The sequence below is a fragment of the Pseudomonas arsenicoxydans genome, from assembly GCF_006438915.1.
Lineage (GTDB): Bacteria > Pseudomonadota > Gammaproteobacteria > Pseudomonadales > Pseudomonadaceae > Aquipseudomonas > Aquipseudomonas arsenicoxydans_A.
The window spans coordinates 12,469-26,627 of the sequence record NZ_RCZE01000017.1 but is presented as its reverse complement, the minus strand read 5'-3'; the positions used below and the strand labels follow the sequence as shown (position 1 = coordinate 26,627).

Annotated in this window: 11 protein-coding genes; 5 read left to right on the top strand and 6 right to left on the bottom strand. The window is 61.5% G+C overall.

Annotation, left to right across the window (positions count from 1 at the left end; all coding sequences use genetic code 11):
* The first annotated feature begins 180 nt into the window (after nt 1-180).
* Nucleotides 181-564 carry a DUF6124 family protein gene (locus EAH78_RS28285; protein ID WP_140671119.1) on the top strand — a complete coding sequence of 128 codons (384 nt, stop codon included), beginning with the start codon at nt 181-183 and terminating at the stop codon, nt 562-564.
* Nucleotides 565-696: 132 nt separating this feature from the next.
* Here the strand turns inward: EAH78_RS28285 and EAH78_RS28275 are convergent, their stop codons facing one another.
* The 6 genes from EAH78_RS28275 to pilG form a co-directional block, all read right to left on the bottom strand.
* Entirely contained in the window at nt 697-1,152 is a 456-nt protein-coding gene (locus EAH78_RS28275) for a chemotaxis protein CheW (RefSeq protein ID WP_140671115.1), read from the bottom strand.
* Nucleotides 1,145-7,054: an Hpt domain-containing protein gene (locus tag EAH78_RS28270; RefSeq protein ID WP_140671113.1), complete on the bottom strand. Its 5,910-nt coding sequence runs from the start codon at nt 7,052-7,054 to the stop codon at nt 1,145-1,147. The genes EAH78_RS28275 and EAH78_RS28270 overlap by 8 nt, the downstream gene beginning before the upstream one ends.
* Nucleotides 7,055-7,103: 49 nt before the next feature.
* Complete coding sequence (locus EAH78_RS28265; RefSeq protein WP_140671111.1) at nt 7,104-9,161, bottom strand: methyl-accepting chemotaxis protein; 2,058 nt, start codon at nt 9,159-9,161, stop codon at nt 7,104-7,106.
* A gap of 156 nt (nt 9,162-9,317) precedes the next feature.
* Nucleotides 9,318-9,851, bottom strand: a complete 534-nt coding sequence (locus EAH78_RS28260) for a chemotaxis protein CheW (RefSeq protein ID WP_140671109.1) — start codon at nt 9,849-9,851, stop codon at nt 9,318-9,320.
* 10 nt (nt 9,852-9,861) lie between these two features.
* Nucleotides 9,862-10,227 carry a twitching motility response regulator PilH gene (gene pilH, locus EAH78_RS28255; RefSeq protein ID WP_027926574.1) on the bottom strand — a complete coding sequence of 122 codons (366 nt, stop codon included), beginning with the start codon at nt 10,225-10,227 and terminating at the stop codon, nt 9,862-9,864.
* Between the two features lie 57 nt (nt 10,228-10,284).
* Complete coding sequence (gene pilG / locus EAH78_RS28250) at nt 10,285-10,689, bottom strand: twitching motility response regulator PilG (RefSeq protein ID WP_027926573.1); 405 nt, start codon at nt 10,687-10,689, stop codon at nt 10,285-10,287.
* 224 nt (nt 10,690-10,913) lie between these two features.
* On the opposite strand from pilG, the gene gshB reads away from it, so the two are divergent.
* From gshB to ruvX, 4 genes are all read left to right on the top strand, one after another.
* Nucleotides 10,914-11,867: a glutathione synthase gene (gshB, locus tag EAH78_RS28245; protein ID WP_123434720.1), complete on the top strand. Its 954-nt coding sequence runs from the start codon at nt 10,914-10,916 to the stop codon at nt 11,865-11,867.
* 77 nt (nt 11,868-11,944) lie between these two features.
* On the top strand, nt 11,945-12,844 hold the full coding sequence (locus EAH78_RS28240; RefSeq protein WP_140671107.1) for an energy transducer TonB: 900 nt from the start codon (nt 11,945-11,947) through the stop codon (nt 12,842-12,844).
* 218 nt (nt 12,845-13,062) lie between these two features.
* A complete protein-coding gene (locus EAH78_RS28235; RefSeq protein WP_140671309.1) occupies nt 13,063-13,635 on the top strand; it encodes a YqgE/AlgH family protein in 573 nt (190 codons plus the stop codon).
* Nucleotides 13,635-14,072: a Holliday junction resolvase RuvX gene (ruvX, locus tag EAH78_RS28230; RefSeq protein WP_007945492.1), complete on the top strand. Its 438-nt coding sequence runs from the start codon at nt 13,635-13,637 to the stop codon at nt 14,070-14,072. Before EAH78_RS28235 ends, ruvX begins: the two co-directional genes overlap by 1 nt.
* The last annotated feature ends 87 nt before the right edge of the window (nt 14,073-14,159 follow it).

Sequence of the window (14,159 nt, the reverse complement as noted above, 5' to 3'; positions counted from 1 at the left end):
AGTCTGGCGGCGATACCTACAGCAATGCCGGAAGCCGCTGAATGGTGGGGTTTTGCGTGGATCGTTATCGTTTATGGGTCGCGGCGAATTCTGCGACCGGGCCTGGAACCCCGAAGAGACGGAGAAAAAGCACCATTCATTACGAGTGGACCAACTCCAACCTGTAAGCGGAAACACATTATGTCCAAGGTTACGTCCAACCCAGCCGATAACACTGACACCGACGCCCAAGCATCCCTCGAAGCCGAAAAACTCAAAGAAGCCGCCGACCGCGCCTTCGCCCATTACTTCCCCCCTGCCAGCGGCAAACCCTCGGGACGCCGTAACAAGTCCCGGCTCTTCACTGTATGCCCCGACATCGATGCCGAAGCCCTGCTGGCCAACGCTTCCGAAGACATGCTGTCGATCAGCGCGATTGCGGCTGATCTGGCGGACGATGTGGAAGGCTCACGCCGCTCGGTCGCCTTGGCGATCAGTCGAATGGCGGATGGGGTGCAGTTGTTGGTGGAGCGGGCGTTGGATCATTACGAGGCGTTGCAGATGCAGATGCAGGCCAAGGCCTAACGCATAACCCCTGTGGCGAGGGAGCTTGCTCCCGTTCGGCTGCGCAGCAGTCGCAAAATAATCGGCTCGCTAGAGATTTTGGGGCTGCTTCGCAACCCAGCGGGAGCAAGCTCCCTCGCCACAGGATACGGGTCAAACCAACCCGGCACTCACCAGTAACTCCTCCAGCGCCAGCAAGTCCGGTACTTTGGCCACTTGCTCCCCCACCTGCACCGCCGCCTGCTCCAGCGAACACAACGGCACGTCGACATAACTCAACTGACTGTCGAGCTTGTACGACCGCGGAATTCCCTGCACCAGCAACGCAATGAATTTCAACCCTGGCCGCCCGCCCAGCGCATTGAGAATCACAATCCGCGCCCGTTCGCCGATGACGATTTTCTGACCGCACGCCGATTCAAAACTCAGCAACGGTATCTGTCGGTCCCGCCACTTCACCAGCCCCAGATACCACGGTGGCGTATCGAGATCGAACGCCCCCGGTTGATAGTCGATCAGCTCAGCCACCGCGACGTTGGGCACGATCAGGTTGCGGTCGGCCAGGGGCAGCAACAGGCCGGTGAGGTTACTGGTGCGATGCTCAAGCATGGGATTTGCTCCACAGGGCGATGCTTTCCAGCAGCACCGATTCCTGGTACGGCTTGCCGAGGTAGTCGTTGACGCCAATGGCCATCGCGCGGTCGCGGTGTTTCTGGCCGGTGCGTGAGGTGATCATGATGATCGGCAAATGCTGCAAACGTTCGTCGGCGCGCACCTGGGTCGCGACTTCGAAGCCGTCCATGCGCGGCATTTCGATGTCCAGCAGCATCACGTCCGGCATGTGTTCTTCGAGCAGCAACATGGCGTCGACCCCGTCCTTGGCGGTCAGCACGTTCATGCCGTGGCGTTCGAGCAAACGACTGGTGACCTTGCGCACGGTCACCGAGTCATCGACCACCAGCACCAGCAAGGGCTTGTGTGGCTCGACTTCGGTGTCCTGGTTCAGCGCCTGTTGCGGCGAAGGTGCCTGCATGGCGCGGATCGGCGCCAGCAAATCGAGAATCAGCACCACTCGACCATCGCCCAGAATCGTCGCCCCGGACAAACCCTGCACCGCGGCGAATTGCGGGCCGAGGCTTTTCACCACGATCTCGCGGGTGCCGGCCATGGAGTCGACCTGCACCGCAATGTGCCGCTCGTTGCATTGAACCAGCAACACCGGCAACGGCAGGCTCTGGCCGAGCAGCTTCGGGCGGGAGCTAGTTTTCAGCAGCTCGCCGAGGTAGCACAGTTCATAGTCCTGCCCGGCGTATTTGTACCGCGGAGGATCGAGTCGGTAATGCCCTTCAAGTTCGTTGGGCAGCACGCGGACGATGCCGTCGATGGTGTTCAGCGGGATCGCATATTGATCGTCAAAACACTGCACCATCAGCGCGCGGTTGACCGACACGGTGAACGGCAGGCGAATGCGGAAATGCACGCCCTGCCCCGGCACCGAGTCGATGACCATGGTGCCGCCGAGCTGGCGTACTTCTTCATGGACCACGTCCATGCCGACGCCCCGCCCGGAAATCTGGGTGATCTTCTCGGCCGTGGAAAACCCCGGTTGCAGGATGAACTGCAACACGTCGCGGTCGTTGATCTCGGCGTCTTCAGCGAGCAAACCGCGCTTGATCGCCTTGCGCCGTACGGCGTCCAGCGGCACGCCGGCACCGTCGTCGCGGATGTCGAAGATGATGTCGCCGCCCTCGCGGGACAAGTCGAGGGTGATCCGTCCCTTGGCCGGTTTGCCGGCGGCGATGCGCACCTCGGCCGATTCCAGCCCATGGTCCACGGCGTTGCGCAGCATGTGCTCCAGCGGTGGTGCCATGCGCTCGAGGACGTTGCGGTCCATCTCGCCTTCCGCGTTGCCGACAATGAATTCCACGTCCTTGCCCAGCTCGCTGGAGACCTGGCGAACGATGCGTTTCAAACGCGGCAACATCCGTTCGAACGGCACCATGCGCGTGCGCATCAAGCCTTCCTGCAACTCGGTATTGATGCGGCCCTGCTGTTGCAGCAGGTTCTCCGCGTCCTGATTGCGCCGGTCGAGGGTTTCCTTCAAATCCAGCAAGTCAGAGGCCGACTCGAACAGCGCCCGCGACAGTTGCTGCAATTGCGAGTGGCGGTCCATTTCCAGCGGGTCGAATTCTTCGTAGCCCGAGCGTTCGGCGTCGACTTGCTGGCGGCTGAGAATCCGGCCCTGGGTTTCGGTATCGAGCCTGCGCAATTGGTCGCGCATCCGTTCGATGGTGGTTTCCATCTCGCTCAGGGTGACCCGCGCATCGTTGACCTGCTGCTCGATACGGCCCCGGAAGATCGAGGTTTCACCGGCGAGGTTGACCAGGTCGTCGAGCAGCTCCGCCGAGACCTTGACCATGTCGGCGCCCGCGTCGGCTTGCAGCGCGGGGACCTCTGGCTTGGCGGCAACAGGGGCGACAGGGGCGACAACGGCCGGTTGCAGCACGGCCGGATGGCTGAAATTCCTGATGGCGTCGATCAGTCGGTCGGCCGGCGGCAAAGGCTGTTCGGCGCGGGTCGCATCGAGCATCTGCGCCAGGCGGTCGTGGCTGCTTTGCAGCAAGGTGAACAATGCCGCACTCGGTTGCAGGGTGCCCGCCGACAGGCTTTCGTAGAGAAATTCCAGTTCATGGGCCAGGTCGCCAATCGGGGCGATTTCGACCATGCGTGCGCCGCCCTTGAGCGTGTGCAGATCGCGCAGCAGGGTTTCGATTTCCTGCCGGTTCGACGGTTCGGCTTGCCAGCGCACGAGCGCGGCGCCGGAGTTTTCAATGATGTCGAAACCTTCCTCGAGGAAGATCTCCAACAACTCCGGATCATGCCCCGGCGAATCCTTGGCCGGCGCAGGCTCCGTCACTTCGGCGGCGTTGACATTGCCCTGACGAAACTCGCGAATCGCCTCGATCAGCTCGCTCGGCGATCCCAGCGATTGTTGATTCTGTAGCTGCTCCAGCAGCACCGCGAGCCGGTCATGGCTCTTTTGCAGCAACAGCGCCAGGGTTTCACTGTGGTTGTAACGGCGGTCCACCAAGCCTTCGTAAAGGGTTTCCAATTCATGGGCGAGGTCGCCGACCGGCTCGACTTCAGCCATCCGCGCCCCGCCTTTGAGCGTATGCAAATCGCGCTGCAAGGACGACAGCGGTGCGGCGTTGTCCGGGTCACTCAACCAGCGTTGCAGGGCTTGGCCGGCGCTTTCGAGGATATCCACCGCTTCTTCGAGGAAGATCGAAACGATTTCGTCATCCAGATCGACCTGGGTTGCCGATTGTTCCAGTTCGGCGGTGGCGCTGCCCAGCTCCCGAATGCTCAGGGTGCGGCTGCCATCACTGCGGATCAGGCCCATGGACGACGGATCAAGACTTTCATCGAGCAAACCGCGCAAGGCCCGAATGCGTTCCGGTTGCGGGCTGACTTCCTGGCCAGCAGCCAGTTCGTCGAGCATGTTGATCAGCGCTTCGTGGGCACTTTGCGCCTCATGGAAAAACCGCTCGCTGACCGCCAGGCTGCTCTCTTCCACCGCGCCATACAGGTCGAGCAAGGCTTCGCAGAGGGCGTCCACCGGATGCAGGTCGGCGAGGTGCGCGCCTTCGCCGAGGGTGGTCAGTTCATCGAGCAGCGCGGTCAGTTCCTGACGCTCGCCGGGATGCTGCTGCCAGCGCTGCAACAGGCTTTCGGCGTCCAGCAGGATGTCCATGCCCTGGGCCAGGAAGTTGTTGATCAACTGCGGATCGCGCTTGGTTCGCAGTGCGGTATTGGGCGTACTCAACAGCGATTGCAGACGTTCGGCGAGCAACGCCTGGGTGCGCTCGATCAATGAGCGGGCACCACGAATCTCGGCCAGCGGATCGGTCTTGAGCTGGCGCAAGCCGAGCCGAAACAGCCCTTCGGCTTCCAGCAACAGTTCGACTTCGTCCAGGTCCAGCGCGATCAAGTGCGCCTTGTATTCGCGAGCCAGTTGATCCAGTGCCGTCGCCAGTTCGGCGATCGGCAACACGCCGGCCATCGAGGCGCTGCCCTTGAGCGTGTGCAAGGCTCGTTGCAATTCGTCGCTGGCCTGTAACGGCACATGTTCGGCGGCCTGATCGAGAAAACGGTTGAGGCTGGCCAGGTGGGTTTCGGCTTCTTTGCGGAAGATCTCCAGCAACAGCGGATCGAGGGCCGCGACGTCCTGTGTGTCCTCATCGCTGGCCGGTGCATCGCCCTTGGCAAGGGCATGCGCGCGCGCCGCCAATTGGTCGACATCATTGCGCTGACGCTGGGCATTGCCGGCGAACTCGGCTACCAGGTCCGGCAGTAAATTCAGTGCATCGGTGAGCAGCTGTTGCACAGCGGCCCCCGGCGCGACGCTGTCTTCCAGCACGCGGTTGAGCAGGTTTTCCACCGCCCATGCCAGCTCTCCCAATACCAGCGCCCGGACCATCCGGCCACTGCCTTTCAATGTGTGAAAGGCGCGGCGCAGCTCACTCAGGGCGGATTTGTCGTCGGGGTTGGCGGCCCAGCGCGGCAAGAATTCATGGAGGATATCGAGGACTTCATCGGTCTCTTCGAGAAAGACTTCGCGCAGCTCATCGTCGACCGGTTCTTCACCGGCGGGGGGCGGTAACAGGCTGCCCGGCGTGGTCAGGGCCGGAGGATTGACCGAAGACACGGGACTGGCCAATACATCGGCCAGCGACTGCACGGTCGCGGGGTCATCGAGTTCCTGTTGGTCCTGCATAACCTGGGCTTCACTTGGGCTGAGCACATCATCGAGCATCGGCACGTGCGTTTCGCTGGGGAAAAACCCGAGCGATGCCAGGCTTTTTTCGGCGACATCGAGCAGCTTTTCGCCCGGTGCTTCGGGGTCGTCGCTCAGGCGTTCCAGGTAGTACTCGATGCTGGAAATCACGTCGGCCAGGCTGTCCAGTTCCTGCCAACCGGGCTGGTCCGGCTCCAGCAGCAAATGCTCGCGGATGAAGTGATTGCAGGTTTCGATCAGGCTCGCCGCACGGCTCAGCGGGATCATCGCCAACGCCCCACGCACCTGGGTGAGCAAGGCTGGCAACGCCTGCAAATGCTGACGATCCCAGTCGGCGTCGATGTAGTCGACGATCATGTCCTTGGCTTCTTGCAAGCAGATGCGCGCTTCGCGGATGACGATCTGGTGAATCTGCGTCAGGTCGGTGGTCGGCAGGCGGCTTTCTTCCCGGCTCTCGGGCTCCACGGTGCCGACCATGCCAGCCAGGGTGGCTTCGACATAGAGCAAGGCGCCCGCAACGTCCATCAGGATCGCGTCGTTGGGTTCGCGCTGGCCCTGAACCAGGCTCAGCACCACCGCCAGTTGATCGATGATGACTTTGCGCGGTTGACCAAACCCCAGCACCGCCAGGGTGTCGGCGATTTGCCGCAGTGGCGCCAACAGGCTGTCGAGGTCCGCGGTGTGCTGGCGGTCGCTGCGCACGAACAGGTCGAGGCGTTCCTTGACCCGCACCAGTTCTTCACAGAGCGCCGCCAGTACCGAGCGCATGGCATCGCGGTCGGGGCCGGCGAGCCGTGCCCGTTCTTCATCGACCATCGCGCTGTCGGGCAACGCATCGTCCAGTGAGTAGCGATCTTTCATGGTCAGCATCTGCCCGGTGGGATGGTCGGCCTTGGCAATGTAGAACAGCAAACTCTTGAGCAGCTCCGGCGGTGCCGGTTGATTGATGCCATGGATGCCCTGCTCAAGCAACCGCTTGAGCTCATGGTCAGCGTCCTTGAACAGGCTGCGCAACGCCGGACTGTTGGCGATCACCCCGGCGCGCATGCCTTCGACCAGCGCCGAGGCGACTTGCCACAGCGGGCTCATGGGCGCCCCCGCGCACAGCCCTTCGAGGCGTGAAAAAACCCTCGCCAGGTAATCGAGGTGGGTCTGGTCATCCTGTTCGCGCAGCAACCCGACCAGCGCCACCTGCAGCATCTGGCGTAATTTGCGCAACACGTTGGCGAAATCCGCGGGTTCCAGCCGTGTCAGCGAAGCTTCGTCCAACGCCGGCTGATCCGCCAGTTGCGGGCTGAACAGGCTGGTTTCCGAGAGCAGGGTTTCACCCCGGGCACTGCGCAAATCGTTGAGCAGCGGCAACACCACCAAGGGCAGGTCGCGGCGCGCACTTTGCACCCGGTCGAGGTAAATCGGCAGTTGCCCAAGGGCTTGCAGCAACAGGTGCAGCGCCTCCTCACGATGGCTGACGCGGTCGTGCTGCAAGGCGCTGGTCAACTGCTCCATCTCTTCGGCGAGCAGAGCCGCGCCGTAGAATTCGACCATCTGCAAACTGCCGTGAACCTGATGGATGTACGCCAGGCAATCGCTCAAGGCGTACAACGCCTGCGGGTCATCAAGCAGGGTTTCGATCGCTTGATGGGCCTGCTTCAGCGTTTCGGCAATCTCGCCTTTGACCCACTCAAGGGCCACATAGTCGTGCCGATCACCCATAACCACTCCAGTCCCTACGCCAATCAAAAATCATATGCCTGTGGACGGTTCACGCTTTGTCTGCCGCCTGCGCCTTGGCGGCCGGCAAGGTGAAGCCGGACACCGAACGCCGCAGCTGACTGGCCATTTTCGCCAGGTTGCCGATGCTCTCGGCGGTGGCCGTGGAGCCGGACGAGGTCTGCGAGGTGATCTGTTGAATCACATTCATCGTCAGGGAAATCTGCCCGGCCGAAGAGGTTTGTTGCTGCGCCGCGTTGGAAATACTCTGGATCAACGCGGCGAGGGTCTTCGATACCCCTTCGATTTCTTCCAGGGCCACACCGGCATCCTGCGCCAGCCGCGCGCCACGCACCACTTCGGTGGTGGTCTGTTCCATGGAAATAACCGCTTCGTTGGTGTCCGTCTGGATCGCCCGCACCAGGGTTTCGATTTGTCGGGTGGCGGCGGACGAGCGCTCGGCCAGGCGCTGCACCTCGTCGGCGACCACCGCAAATCCGCGACCGGCATCACCGGCCATCGACGCCTGAATAGCGGCGTTGAGCGCGAGGATGTTGGTCTGGTCGGCAATGTCATCGATCAGGCTGACGATGTCGCCAATTTCCTGGGAAGACTCACCCAGGCGCTTGATGCGCTTGGCGGTGTCCTGAATCTGTTCGCGAATGTTGTCCATGCCGTGGATGGTGTTGTGCACCACCTCGTTGCCCTTGTTGGCAATTTCCACCGAGCGCTCGGCCACCGCCGACGATTCGGCGGCGTTGGCCGATACCTGGTCGATGGACTGGGCCATGTCGTTAATGGCCGTGGAGGCCTCGGAAATCTGTTGCGCTTGATGCTCCGAGGCCTGCGCCAGGTGCATGGCGGTGGCCTGGGTTTCCTGCACGGCGGCGGCCACCTGGCCGGCGGTGAGGTTGATGGTCGCCACCAGGTCGCGCAATTGGTCGACGGAATAGTTGATCGAGTCGGCGATGGTCCCGGTGAAGTCTTCGGTCACCGAGGCGGTGACGGTCAAGTCGCCGTCGGCCAGGTCTTCGATTTCGTCCAGCAGGCGCATGATCGCGTTCTGGTTGCGTTCGTTTTTCTCGGCGGTTTCCTGAAGCTGACGGTTGGTTTCGCGAACCATCACCAGACCGATCAGGATGATCGACGTCAGCGCCAGCAGACCCAGCACGTAGCCGCCGATGGTGTCGGTGTTGCGCCCGCCGGCGAGGTTTTCGAAACCGGTGGCCAGGTGCGAGGCTTCGTCGAGCAGGGTTTGCGACAGGGTAAATATGTTAGTGGCCGACTCACGGACCTTGAACAGTTCGGGCGAGGTCTCGAGGATTTCATCCACCGAGCCCGAGACGAATTCGAACAGTTCGGAAATCTCGGTCAACCGGGCGCGAGCATCGCGGTCCTCGACCTGGCTGATGTGCAGGGCCACGTTGCCCTGAAGCATGCCATTGAGCACCTGGCCGAAACGCGCAGCGTCGCGACCGAAGGCGTCGGCGGCCTGCTGCGAGTTTTCGTCGCCGGACAGCACGGTGTTCACCGCGCCCAAAATACGCTCGGCCAGCAACGATTGACGCTGGGCCATCGCCACCTGCGCCGCCGGGGCCCCCCGTTGCAGGAGGATTTCGACGACTTTTTCGTACTCGACCTGCAACTGCGGCACGGTTTCGGCCAGGGTCGCGGCCACCTGATGCAGCGACAGCACGGTCTGCTCGCTGGAAAGGATGGCGTCGGTGTTCTTAAGCAGGCGTTCCCAATCGAGCTGCACGGCGCGCATTTCCGGGCGCACGGTGGACGGCGCGGGCGGCAGGCCGGTGGCCGGGTCGCCCTTCTTCAGGTAGCCCCAGCGCTGGGCGAAATCGTTGCGCGCATCGCTGAGCAGCTTGAACGCGGCCGCTTTGCCGGCAGCGGCCTCGGTGGCATTTTTGGCGATGCGCTGGGACAGCACGCGCAGCTCACCGGCGTGGCCGATGTACTGTTTGTCGTACGTGGCCTGGGTGTTGAGGTAAGCGAAATTGGCGAACAGCAGCATGATGAACACGATCAGCGCGATAAACAGCGCGATGATCTGCGAGCGGCTGCGCGATCCTTCTGGCTTGCCTGTTTTTGTTTTTATCATCGGTCCTCGCCTGTTAACCAACCTTTAGAACCCGCCGAGTAACCCTTGTGGGAGCGGGCTTGCTCGCGAAAGCGGTCTATCAATCGACATCTATGTTGAATGATCCACCGCTTTCGCGAGCAAGCCCGCTCCCACATTTAATAGGTGGCGAGCCAACTAGAGCGCCACGTGCATAAAGCCCTGCGACTGCGCCAGCGCAAACGGGCTGAATACTTGCCAGGCCTGCTCGCGCTGGAACCGGCCTTTGACGAACGCCGCCATCGGCCCGCTCGCCTGAACTGCCGGCTCCAGGCTGTCCTGAGCAAAATGCTGCAAGCCGAAAACCTCGTCGACGAGCAACCCGGCAAACACCTCGTTATGTTCCACCACCAACACCCGCCGCTGCTTGCGCGACGCCGAGACTTCGTGGCCAAAAAAACCGCACAGATCCATGACCGGCAGTAATCGCCCACGCAGGTTGGCCACCCCTTTGACCCAGGATTTGACCCCCGGCAACTGGGTGAAACGCGGTTCATGCAGGACTTCGCTGACTTCGCCCATCGGCGCGACGTACCAATCCTCGCCCATGCGAAAACCGATGCCGCTCCAGCTGTCCTGTCGGGTCGGCTGCGACGGCAGATCCGCCGCCAGCAAACGACAGCGCTGGTCGATCTGCAGCAGCAGTTCGAAAGCCGTCAGCGACTCGGTCATGGCCGGACGATCAACCGGCCAGTACGTTGTTGAGGGTTTTGATCAGGGTCTCTTCGTCGACCGGTTTGGTCAGGTAGTCCTTGGCGCCCTGGCGCGTGCCCCAGACCTTGTCGGTTTCCTGATCCTTGGTGGTGATGATGATCACCGGGATGTGCCCGGTGTCCGGGTCTTTGGTCAACTGGCGGGTCGCCTGGAAACCGTTGAGGCCGGGCATGACGATGTCCATCAGCACGGCGTCAGGTTTTTCCTGACGGGCCAGGGCCACGCCGTCGGCGCCGTTCTCGGCTTTCAACACTTCGTGACCGTGCTTTTCCAGCATGCCGGTCAGTTTGTACATTTCGGTCGGCGAATCATCGACGATCAGAATACGTGCCATGGTCTTCCCCATTCTTGTCGACGCCGGGCCCGCTGGCCGAGCGTCACTGTGCGTGTCCTACTGCGGCAAAACGGCGGCGAAGCCCGGAACATGGGCCTGGATCGCGTTCAGCAGCTCTTCCTTGCTGAAAGGCTTGGTCAAAAACTGATCGGAGCCGACGATGCGCCCCTTGGCCTTGTCGAACAGCCCGTCCTTGGACGACAGCATAATCACTGGCGTGGACTTGAACGCACTGTTGTTCTTGATTAAAGCGCAGGTCTGATAGCCATCCAGACGCGGCATCATGATGTCGACAAAGATGATGCCGGGATGGTTATCGGCAATCTTGGCCAGCGCATCGAAACCGTCGATGGCCGTAATGACTTCACAACCCACATTCTTCAACAGCGTTTCGGCGGTGCGACGAATCGTCTTCGAATCGTCGATCACCATGACCTTCAAGGCGCTGGAATGCTGATCCATAAATGCTCTACCGTCGCCTTTGCGAAACAAATTGTCCGTTTGGTGGCTGGAACCCTTGATGTTCAAGGGCCAGCACGGCATGGCAGCCTTTTTAGCACAGTCTCCAAATGCAATCTATCGGCCGGGCTTTGCGGTGGTTTTTCCTTGACCGGGAACACACTCAGCGCCACTCTGACGCCACTTTTTCATGTCCGTTCGGACCATCCATTTTCGAGGAAAAACCCATGAGCGTTCGCGTCGGGATTGTCATGGATCCTATTGCCAGCATCTCCTATAAAAAGGATAGCTCGCTGGCCATGCTGCTGGCCGCGCAGAAGCGCGGCTGGGAACTGTTCTATATGGAACAGCGCGATTTGTACCAGGGCGAAGGAGAAGCACGGGCGCGGATGCGCCCGCTGAAAGTCTTCGCCAACCCGGAGAAATGGTTCGAGCTGGAAGCCGAGACCGACGCGCTGCTGAGCGACCTGGACGTGATCCTGATGCGCAAGGATCCGCCGTTCGACATGGAGTTCGTGTACTCCACCTACCTGCTGGAACAGGCCGAGCGTGCTGGCGTGTTGGTGGTCAACAAGCCGCAGAGCCTGCGTGACTGCAACGAAAAGTTGTTCGCTACGCTGTTCCCGCAATGCACGCCGCCGACCGTGGTCAGCCGTCGCGCCGATGTGCTGCGTGAATTCGCCGCCAAACACGGCGACGTGATTCTCAAGCCGCTGGACGGCATGGGCGGCACGTCGATTTTCCGTCACCGTGCGGGCGACCCGAACCTGTCGGTGATTCTGGAAACCCTGACCGCGCTGGGCACCCAGCAGATCATGGGCCAGGCCTACCTGCCGGCAATCAAGGATGGCGACAAGCGCATCCTGATGATCGACGGCGAGCCGGTGGATTACTGCCTGGCGCGCATTCCTGCCGCTGGCGAAACCCGTGGCAACCTGGCGGCCGGCGGTCGTGGCGAAGCTCGCCCGTTGACCGACAAGGATCGCTGGATCGCCGCCCAAGTCGGCCCGACCCTTCGCGAGAAAGGCCTGCTGTTTGTAGGTCTGGACGTGATCGGTGAGCACCTGACCGAAATCAACGTCACCAGCCCGACGTGCATTCGCGAGATTGATAACGCGTTCGGCACCGACATCGGTGGCCTGCTGATGGATGCCATCGATCAGAAGCTCAAGGCTCGTTGATATAGAACAGCCAAGGCACGACCAACATTGCGTTATCATGCGCGGCCTGTGAAAAACGCGATGTTGGTTTTTTTGTCATGACACTTCCGTCCGATCTGCCCGTTGAACTCGCCCATCGTGGCGTGCGCCCGGCCGATCGCCTCGGTTTTACCCTGTTTCTGGCGGCGTTGATTCACCTGGCCTTGTTGTTGGGCGTCGGCTTTACGATGGTCGAGCCCAAACAGATCAGCAAAACCCTGGAAATCACCCTCGCCAGCTTCAAAAGCGAAAAGAAGCCCGAAAAAGCCGACTTCCTCGCCCAGGAAAATCAGCAAGGCAGCGGCACCCTGGATAAAAAGGCGATCCCCAAGACCACCGAGATCGCGCCGTTCCAGGACAACAAGGTGCAAAAAGTCACACCGCCACCCGCCGCCAAACCTGAAGTACAGGAAGCGCCGCCCAAGGCTGCCGTGACCACCATCGCACCGAAGCCGAAAAAAGCCCCGGCCAAGAACGAAGAGGTCAAACCGCAAACCAAAGCGGAAGTGGCCGCGCCGACGTTTGACAGCTCCCAGCTGTCCAGCGACATCGCCAGCCTCGAAGCGGAACTGGCCAACGAACAACAGCTGTACGCCAAACGCCCGCGCATCCACCGCCTAAGCGCTGCTTCGACCATGAAAGACAAAGGCGCCTGGTATAAGGACGAATGGCGTAAGAAGGTCGAGCGCATCGGCAACCTCAACTACCCCGACGAAGCTCGGCGCCAACAGATTTACGGCAATTTGCGCCTAATGGTCTCGATCAACCGCGATGGCTCGCTGTATGAAGTGCTGGTGCTGGAATCGTCGGGGCAGCCGTTGCTGGATCAGGCGGCGCAGCGGATCGTCAGGCTCGCGGCACCGTTTGCGCCGTTTACCGGTGACCTTTCGGACATCGACCGCCTGGAAATCATCCGCACGTGGAAGTTTGCCCGCGGCGACAGGTTGTCCAGTAACTGACCCACACAAATCCCCAGGGTGGAGGAAGAACCTGTGGCGAGGGAGCTTGCTCCCGCTGGGCTGCGAAGCAGCCCCCGACAAATGCGAGCGCTGCGCACTCGAGCGGGAGCAAGCCCCCTCGCCACAACAAGCCCGCTCCCACATTTAAGCGGTGTCGACTGCCAAATTGCGGCATCCCCAGCTTGTCAGTTTGCCCCTCCAACGCCACACTAGCGCTCATGAAGAACGTCAGCCCCAGCTACCTCAAGCATCACTTCCTGATCGCCATGCCGCACATGGCCGACCCGAACTTTGCGCACACCTTGACCTACATCGTCGAGCACACCGCCAATGGTGCCATGGGGTTGGTGGTCAACCGCCCGCAAGACCTGAATCTGGCCGACATCCTCGAGCAACTGCGCCCGGACATCGAGCCGCCAGCGTTGTGCCAGCATGTGCCGATTTTCATCGGTGGCCCGGTACAGACCGATCGTGGTTTTGTCCTGCATCCCAAGGGCCAGAGCTATCAGGCGACCGTTGATCTGGAAGACGAACTGGCTCTGTCCACTTCCCAGGACGTGCTGTTCGCCATCGCCGACGGCGTGGGCCCGGCGAAAAGCCTGATCGCCCTCGGTTACGCCGGCTGGGAAGCCGGGCAGCTGGATGCCGAACTGGCGCAGAACGCCTGGCTGACCTGCCCGTACGACGCCGACATCCTGTTCAACACCAGCAGCGAATTGCGCCTGGACGCGGCGGCCAAACACTTGGGCGTCAACCTCAGCCTGCTGACCAGCCAGGCGGGGCACGCCTGATGGCCCTGCGCCTGATTTTGGGGTTTGACTACGGCACCAAACAGATCGGTGTCGCGGTCGGCCAGGTGATTACCGGCCAGGCCCGCGAGCTGTGCACCTTGAAGGCGCAGAACGGCGTTCCCGACTGGAATCAGGTCGAAGCCCTGATTAAAGAGTGGAAGCCTGACGCGGTGGTGGTCGGCCTGCCTTTAAACATGGACGGCACTCCGAGCGACATGTGCCTGCGCGCGGAAAAGTTCGCCCGTCGCCTCAACGGTCGCTACAACTTGCCCTTCTATACCCACGATGAACGCCTGACCACGTTTGAAGCCAAAGGCGAGCGACGTGATCGCGGCGGGCAAAAAGGCAGTTACCGCGACAACCCGGTCGATGCCATCGCCGCCGCCCTGCTGCTGCAAGGCTGGCTCGACGAAAACAGCGCGCTGTTCGAGTCCTGAAGCAACGAATCCTCAAGAGCCGCTGCAAGCGACTCTCTATAGCGACAACCCGAGCCACCCTTCAAGCAGCATCCGGCTCGGGCCCAA